The organism is Acidovorax sp. DMC1 (assembly GCF_056314325.1).
This window is the reverse complement of the sequence record NZ_JBQUYO010000006.1, coordinates 139,746-147,015: the sequence shown is the minus strand read 5'-3', so window position 1 is coordinate 147,015 and position 7,270 is coordinate 139,746. Positions and strand designations below refer to the sequence as shown.

Genomic DNA, 7,270 nt, shown 5'->3' with positions numbered 1-7,270 from the left:
GAACGTGACGGGCAGCGGGGATGGCAACGTGCTAACGGGCGGGGCGGGTAACAACGTGCTCAACGGGATGGGGGGCAACGACACCCTGGTGGGTGGGTTGGGCAACGATACTTTGACGGGGGGCGCGGGTGCAGACACCTTTGTCTTTGACGCTGCTTTCGGCCTGAGCAATCAAGACCGTATTACCGACTTCGTTACAGCACAGGGCGACAAGATCGCCTTGTCTGCGGCAGTGTTCACCCAATTGGGGGTAGCTGGAACGCCGGTTGTGTTGGGTGGGGACTATCTCCAATACAGCACTGTGACCGGGGCACTGACCTATGACGCCGATGGAGTGGGGGGCACAAGTGCAGTGACACTTGTTGTTCTTGGAACAACAACGCATCCGGCGCTGACAGGTGCGGACTTCGTTCTGATCGCCTGATAACGCGCTCGCCAGAGTACAAGGGCCGCCACATCGAGGGCGGCCCTTTTTTTGCCCTGCAGCTGGGAGCTTCCTCGTTGGCGGATCCGTTGTTGTCAGTTCGGAAAATGCATCGCCGAGAGTTGGCGCAGTGGTGCCTCTGGCAGCGATTGTTTTGCGGCGAGCAACCACAAAGCGTAGGCAGGCGGCGGCTGGCGCTTTCCTGCGCAGGTGGCAAATCCTGCCGCTTTGAAGGTGTGCATGAGGCTGCTCAAGGTGAACCCGGTGCGATGTGCCATGAACAGGTTGCCTCTAGCCAGTGCGGGACGGTGTCCGTAAAGAATGTCCAGGGGCGATATGGGACCCGCCGGCGATTGGTAGGCAGGCTGCGTGAGCTTGTCTTGGGCGATCAGCTCTGCAACCGCCTGCAGGTCGGGGCAGGTGACGATAGCGAAGCCCTCGGGCTTGAGAACGCGGCGGAACTCCGCCAGGGCCACCGGTACTTCGTGCGGATACAGGTGCTCGATGTTGTGCGACGAGTAGACCGCGTCCACAGACCCATCGGCCACGGCACGCATGTCGGTCATGCTGCCCACGATATCGGGGTTGACTGCGGGATCGATGTCCAGGCGCAGCTCCTTCCAATCGGGCGTATTCAGCGCGCGCGTGGTGCGCAATTTGGTGTTTTGGCCGCAGCCGACATGCAGGAAAACAGGCATGAGAAATAGGGATTCAGGGTTTAGAGGGGGGCGTTCACGATACGCGACATCAAATCGATCTGGGCGGGCAGGCATATGCCATTGAGATCGAGGTTGGCAACAATATGCGAGCGCGCAGCTGTGCGTAGTTTGCGGAGCTGCTCGCGCTGCTCGATGGCTTGCGCAATGGTGTTGGCAAGCGCTTGTGGATCAAAGAAATCGACCAGAAGACCATTCTCTCCATGCCGTATGTGTTCCTGCACGGGCGCTGTGTCCGAAGCCACAATCACGCAGCCGATGCTCATTGCCTCCATCAAGGACCAGCTCAAGACGAAAGGGTAGGTCAGGTAGGCGTGCACAGTGGACACCTGCATCAATTGGGTCAAGGTCGCGTGCGGCAGCTTGCCGACAAAGTGCACGCGTTGATGGTCAATACGCGCCGCCACCTCATCGTGAAAAACCTTACGCCATGTTGTACCTGTCGGCGCTGCTGCTCCATAGCTTGCGCCACTGCCGCCGACGATGATGACATGGGCATTCGGGCGCCGTGCCAGCAGTTCTGGCAACGCCCGCATGAAGATGTGATAGCCCCGATAGGGCTCCAACTCCCGGACTGCAAAAGTCACGACTTCGTGTTGCGCTGTCAGGCGGATACCCGCATTGCGCAGCGAGATGAATGCCTGGGCGTCGGGGGCAAAACGCCCTGTATCAATCCCGTCGTGAATGACCTCGATGCGATCACGCAGTGCGGGCGGATGCCTGTCGCGCTGGAACAAGGTGGGGGATAAGCCCTGGTCAGCATGAGCGAGCGCGTGCATCAGATGCAGATTTTTGGTGTGCAGGCGTCGTTGATCGCCCTCTACTGGTCGGCTGAACTCCGGGTCGAAGTTCGAGTCCCCCCCGTTGGCCTGGTAGAAATACTCGGCATAGACGAGCAGCTTGGCATGGGGATACACGTCTTTGACGTAAAAGGCTTCTCCCCATCCAGAGTGCGCACAGACCAGATCTGGCGTGAAGCCACTGCGCTGAAGGGCTTCTAGAGCGCGGGCCACAGACATGCCACGCTCCATTTTTTTGCGCAGCTCGTGCAACGCGATGGTGTCTGGGTCGGTGGAGGCCGCTGCAGCCGTGAACTGGGGGCGATGCAACACGACTTTGACCCCGGGCGTAGCGATGGATGGCTGATTGATGCCCAGTGCGACGACTTCATGCCCACGGGCAGCGAGGGCAGGCGCCAGATGTTTGAATTGACCCGGGAAGTTCTGGTGAATGAACAGGATGCGCATCCACCAATTGTGCCGATCTGCGGTCGCTTCCGAGGCCGCAGTGGCAGCTTTCAGACGGCTTTGGCAATGATGTTGCGAGGGCGTGTTGCAAACAATAAAGCCCCTGCGCACACAGAACCCCAAACCACTAGTCCACACAGATAAGGCAACGCCGCCTGCAGCGGTGCCCCCAGCTGGTTGAGCCGCAGAGATGCCTGCACACCCGAGGTGCTGGGCAGCAGCCAGCGCAGCCACTGCAGCGGCTCGGGCAGGGCCTCCACCGGCCACGAGAAGCCTGCGACGAACGCGATGGGCAGCGTGGTGAACAGCAGCACCTGCAGCGCGCGTTCGCGGTTGCCAAACCACAGGCCCAGCAGCGCGCCCAGCGCCGCGATGGCTGGGATGTAGCAGGCCAGCAGCGCCAGCGCGCCCAGCGGGTTGCCGCCGCGCGGGTAGTCGTGCAGCACAAAGATCCACCCAAAGTAGAAGAGGCCACTGGCCCAGCCCAGCGTGCACAGCGCCAGCAGGCGGCCCAGCCAGGTGGTGGCGCGGGCGCGGTGCTGGCCGCTTTCGACCCAGGTGCCGGTGAGCATCGCAGCGCCCATCAGCAGGGTCTGCTGCAGGATGAGCAGCGCCACCGCGGGCACCACAAAGCTGCCGTAGCCCTCGGTGGGGTTGAACAGCGCCACCATCTGCAGCTGCACCGGCGCCCGGCTGGCACGGGCCTGTGGGGCGCTCTGGCCGCTGGCCTGCAGCTTGCGGATCTCGACCCCGGCCGATACCGTGCCGACGGCTTCCGCAAAGCCGTATTGCACCGCCTTGTTCAGCAGCGCGTAGGCGCCGTTGGCCTCGATGCTGACCACGGCGTTTTCGCTGCGCACCACGTTGCGCTTGAGCCCGGCTGGGATCACCGCGTAGCCCTCGATCTCGCCGCGCCACAGGGCCTCCTGCGCCTCGCGCTCGCTACCGGTGACCAGGTGCACCTCGATGCGTGGGTCGGCGTCGGCAAAGCGGGTGATCTGGCGCGACAGGCTGGTGTGGTCCAGGTCCACGACGGCCACGGGGACGCGGGTCAGCACCTCGTCGGCATAGAACCAGGGATAGAAAAAGCCGTAGAGCACGGGTGCGCCTACCAACAGCAGCAGCACGCCCTTGTCGCGCACCACGGTGGCCAGCGCGTGCAGCCAGGCGCCCAGCAGGCCTTGCTGCGAGGGGGTTGCCACGGGCACGGGTTGTGTTGTCGTGTTCATCAGCGGCCTCCCCACGTGTCGGGGCGCTGGTGTGCCAGCGTGAGTGCAGTGGCGCCCAGCAGCCACAGCACGGCGGTGGCGAGGATCAGCGCCACGACGGTCGAGACGCTGATGGCCACGGGTGCGCCCATTTGCAGCTGCTCGATCTGCAGACGGATGTAGTGCGTGAACGGCATGGCCTCGGCCCAGGCGCGGGCGCTGCCGGGCATGCCCGCGAGTGGGAAGGCCACGCCGCTGAACGCAAACGCCGGTGCTGCAAAAAAGCCCGCACCCGACAGCGCAGTGCGCAGCGACCGCGTGATACCCGCCAGCGCAGCGCCAGCGGTGATCGACACGGCCATCAGCAGTGCGAGCGCCGCAGCCACCCACCACAGGTTGCCCGGCGGGTGCCAGCCCCGGCCCCAGGTGATGCCCACCAGTGCCAACAGGCCCACCAGCGTGAGAGACACCCAGGGCAGGGCCAGCTTGCCCGCCAGCGCGCCTGCCGTGCGCACCCAGCCCCCTGCGCCCAGCCATTCGCCCAGCGTGCGGTCACGCAGTTCGCGGCCCACCGTCCAGGCACCGGCCGTCATGGCCAGGATGTGCAGCAGGGCGGGGATGAGCGCCGCGCCCAGAAACTGCTCGTAGTTGCTGGACACATTGAACAGCGCCACCATCTGCGTGTGGATGGGCTCCATGCTCACGTGCACGGCCTGGGCGCTTTCGCCGCGCTTGTTGCGTGCGGCCATTTCGATACCTGCCGACAAGGTGCCCACGGCCGTGCGCACATCGCGCTGCAGCAGGCCCGAGTGGGTGGACATCTGTGCGTTGTGCAGCAGCGTGACCTGCGCAGCGCGGCCTTCCTTCACCGTGCGCGCAAAGTCGCGCGGGATGGAGACCACGGCGTACACGTCCACCGCGCGCAGCGCGCGTTCGGCCTCGGCCGCGTTGGTGAAATGCTGGGTGATCTGCACGCCCGGCGTGGCATCCAGCATGCGCACCAGCTGGCGCGACAGGCTGGAGTGGTCGTCGTCCACCACGCCCACCGCCAGGTGGCGCGGCAGGCCGGCCGAAAAGATCCACCACAAGAGCGCCACGCCCAGCAGCGGCACCCAGGTGACCATGGCCAGGTCCCACGGGTCGGCCGCCAGACGGCGGGCCTCGCGGCGGAAGCTGTTTGCTATTGAATTCATAGCTGTTTGCGCATATTGCACTAGCGCTACCGGCACTTTTTGGTGAAATCTCTGTGGATCAGGCGCATGTCACTGCACCAGCACCGTCATACCGGGGCGTGCGCCTTCGATGGGGGCCGCCGGGCGCGCGCGCACTTCAAACGTGCGGGCGTCAAAGCCCTGGCCCGCGCGCGTGGCGCGCCAGGTGGCAAAGTCCGGCAGCGCAGCCGTGTGATAGACCTTGAACTTCACGGTTTTGCCGCCCAGCGCGGGCAGGGTGGCGTCGAACTCATTGCCGATGGCAAAGCGCTGCAGGCGGTCTTCGCGCACGTTCAGCACCACCCACTGGTCCTTCAGGTCCACCACCGTGACCACGGCCACGCCCTGCGGCGACAGTTCGCCCGTGCGGGCCAGCACCTTGGCTACTTCGCCGGCGACGGGGCTCTTGAGCTCGGTCTCGGCCTGGGCCGCTTGCACCTCGGCCACCACGCCCGCCACCTGGCGCGCCTGGGCGCTGGCGGCGGACCGGTCTTCGCTGCGCGCACCAGCGCGGGCCAGGTCGTACTGGGCCTTGGCGGCCAGCGCCTGGTCGCGCGAGGCCTTGAAGTTGGCCTCGGCCTCGTCGCGTTTTTGCGCCGCCACCAGGCCCTCGCGGGCCAGGCCATCCACGCGCTTGAAGGAGGACTCAGCCAGGTCGGCAGCGGCCACGGCGCGCTGCCAGTTCAGGCGGGCCATCTCAACCTCTTGCGGGCGGGCGCCGCTTTCGGCCTTGGCGGCCACGGCCTGGGCGGCATCCTGTGCGGCGGTGGCCTGTGCCAGCTTGGCCTTGACCTCGGGGCTGTCCATGCGGATCAGGGGCGCGCCCACGGCGATCTGGTCGCCTTCCTTCACCAGGATCTGCGCAATGCGCGCGGTGACCTTGGGGGCGATGTCGGCCTCTTGCGCTTCGATCTGGCCCTGAAAGACTTCGGGCGCGGGCTGCGAGGCCTTCCACAGGCCAAAGCCCACAAAGCCTGCCACGGCCACAAAGGCCACTGCGCCGACGGCTGCTGTTTTCTTGCTCATGCTCTTCACTCCACTTTCAGCGCATCAGCGCGCGCCATGTATTTGCCAAAGTCTTCCGACAGGCCGCAGGCTTCCAGCAGGTCGGCCAGCGCCTTCACGTAGTCGTGGGCGGCCTGGGCGCGTTCGGTCTGGGCCTTGGCCTGGTTGACCTGTGCGTCGATCAGGTCCAGCGTGGTGCTGGTGCCCGCCTTTAGGCCCGAGATGCGCAGGCGCAGCACTTCGTCGGCTAGCTCCAGCCCTGGCTGCAGCGCAAAGTAGGCGCGGCGCGCCTGCTCCAGGGCCAGCCAGCGCTTTTCCACCAGCAGGGCAATGTCGTTCTGCGCCTGTGCGCCAGTGCGCTCGGCCTGCTCGATCTGGCGGTTGGACGATTCGGCCAGCGCATTGCGGTCGATGGAGTCCCACAGCGTCCAGCGCACGCCCACACCGGCCACCCAGTCGGCGTCGCGGCCGGTCTTGAGCTGGCGCTGACCAAACGCGAACACCTGGGGCTTGCGCAGTGCCTCCTGGGCGGCGTGCAGTTGCGTGGCTTGCTCTTTCTTGGCGGCCACCTTGTCCAAGCCTGGGTGGTGGGCCAAGGCGGTGTCGATGAAGTGGGGCAGGGGTTCGACCGGCTGGCTCAGCACAAACAGGGGGCTGGTAGGCGTCACAGGGTCGGACGCCTTCAGGGTGCGGGTCAGCGCCGTGGCGGCCAGCTCGGCATCGTCGCGGGCCTTGCGGGCATTGCGGCGGGCCTCTTCCAGTGCGGAGCGGGCCTGCAGGCGTTCGACGCGCGCGATCATGCCGGCGTCCAGCATCTTCTGCGCGGCAGCGTCGTGCTGTTCGATGGTGGCCAGGGCCGATTCGCGCAGCACGGCAGCGCGCTGCGCCAGCTGGGCACCAAAGTAGCGCTGCACCAGCAAGGTGGTGGCCTCGTGGCTGGTTTTGGTAGCGTCGGCCTGGGCCTCTTGCGCCTGGGCATCCAGCAGGCCCCGGGCGGCATTGCTGGCGCCGCCCATGTAGATGGGCCAGATGGCGGAGACCGAGGCCGTGGTGTCGCTCTTGCTGCGGTTGAGCGTGTAGCTGGACGGCAGGTGGGGCAACTGGGCCAGCGAGCCCGCCAGCTGGGGTGGCAGCTGCGACAGCACGCCGGGCAGGGCGCGGTTCAGCGGGTTCAGGTCCACGTCCAGGTTGGCGTTGTAGGTGTAGGCGGCGCCGCTCAGGTTGACCACCGGGCCGCCCAGGCGCTGCATGGCGTCGCGGCGCAGCTGGGCGCTTTCGACAGCGTTGCGCGATGCGGCCAGCTGGTCGGAGCGCTGCTGCAGCTGCTGCAGAGCGGCGTCAAAGGCCAAAGGGCCAGCGTGGGCCTGCAGGGGCAGGGCGGTCGATGCGAGCAGGCAGAGCAAAGCCGCGCCTGCCCGGCCTGTGTGCCGGGGCGTGGTGGGATGGGTCATGGTGTCAG

General features: G+C 66.1%; 6 protein-coding genes and 1 pseudogene. 1 reads left to right on the top strand and 6 read right to left on the bottom strand.

Annotated elements, in window-relative coordinates; translation table 11 throughout:
- A pseudogene (locus ACT531_RS14210) lies at positions 1-424 on the top strand (hypothetical protein); the annotation flags it as partial.
- 95 nt (positions 425-519) lie between these two features.
- On the opposite strand, the gene ACT531_RS14205 reads toward ACT531_RS14210, so the two are convergent.
- The 6 genes from ACT531_RS14205 to ACT531_RS14180 form a co-directional block, all read right to left on the bottom strand.
- Entirely contained in the window at positions 520-1,122 is a 603-nt protein-coding gene (locus ACT531_RS14205) for a class I SAM-dependent methyltransferase (protein ID WP_476017827.1), read from the bottom strand.
- Between the two features lie 20 nt (positions 1,123-1,142).
- Complete coding sequence (locus tag ACT531_RS14200) at positions 1,143-2,387, bottom strand: glycosyltransferase (RefSeq protein ID WP_476017826.1); 1,245 nt, start codon at positions 2,385-2,387, stop codon at positions 1,143-1,145.
- A gap of 50 nt (positions 2,388-2,437) precedes the next feature.
- Positions 2,438-3,616: an ABC transporter permease gene (locus ACT531_RS14195; RefSeq protein ID WP_476017825.1), complete on the bottom strand. Its 1,179-nt coding sequence runs from the start codon at positions 3,614-3,616 to the stop codon at positions 2,438-2,440.
- The gene (locus tag ACT531_RS14190; RefSeq protein ID WP_015013627.1) at positions 3,616-4,788 is read right to left on the bottom strand and encodes an ABC transporter permease; all 1,173 of its coding nucleotides are present in this window, start codon (positions 4,786-4,788) and stop codon (positions 3,616-3,618) included. Before ACT531_RS14190 ends, ACT531_RS14195 begins: the two co-directional genes overlap by 1 nt.
- Positions 4,789-4,857: 69 nt before the next feature.
- Positions 4,858-5,832 (bottom strand): HlyD family secretion protein, encoded by a 975-nt coding sequence (locus ACT531_RS14185; protein WP_476017824.1) that lies wholly within the window; start codon positions 5,830-5,832, stop codon positions 4,858-4,860.
- A 5-nt stretch (positions 5,833-5,837) separates the two neighbouring features.
- On the bottom strand, positions 5,838-7,262 hold the full coding sequence (locus tag ACT531_RS14180; protein ID WP_476017823.1) for a TolC family protein: 1,425 nt from the start codon (positions 7,260-7,262) through the stop codon (positions 5,838-5,840).
- Positions 7,263-7,270: the final 8 nt, after the last annotated feature.

Bases quoted from the DNA above. Each gene is read 5' to 3' on its own strand.
- ACT531_RS14205 (WP_476017827.1), bottom strand. From the start codon at position 1,122: ATGCCTGTTTTCCTGCATGTCGGCTGCGGCCAAAACACCAAATTGCGC.
- ACT531_RS14200 (WP_476017826.1), bottom strand. From the start codon at position 2,387: ATGCGCATCCTGTTCATTCACCAGAACTTCCCGGGTCAATTCAAACAT.
- ACT531_RS14195 (WP_476017825.1), bottom strand. From the start codon at position 3,616: ATGAACACGACAACACAACCCGTGCCCGTGGCAACCCCCTCGCAGCAA.
- ACT531_RS14190 (WP_015013627.1), bottom strand. From the start codon at position 4,788: ATGAATTCAATAGCAAACAGCTTCCGCCGCGAGGCCCGCCGTCTGGCG.
- ACT531_RS14185 (WP_476017824.1), bottom strand. From the start codon at position 5,832: ATGAGCAAGAAAACAGCAGCCGTCGGCGCAGTGGCCTTTGTGGCCGTG.
- ACT531_RS14180 (WP_476017823.1), bottom strand. From the start codon at position 7,262: ATGACCCATCCCACCACGCCCCGGCACACAGGCCGGGCAGGCGCGGCT.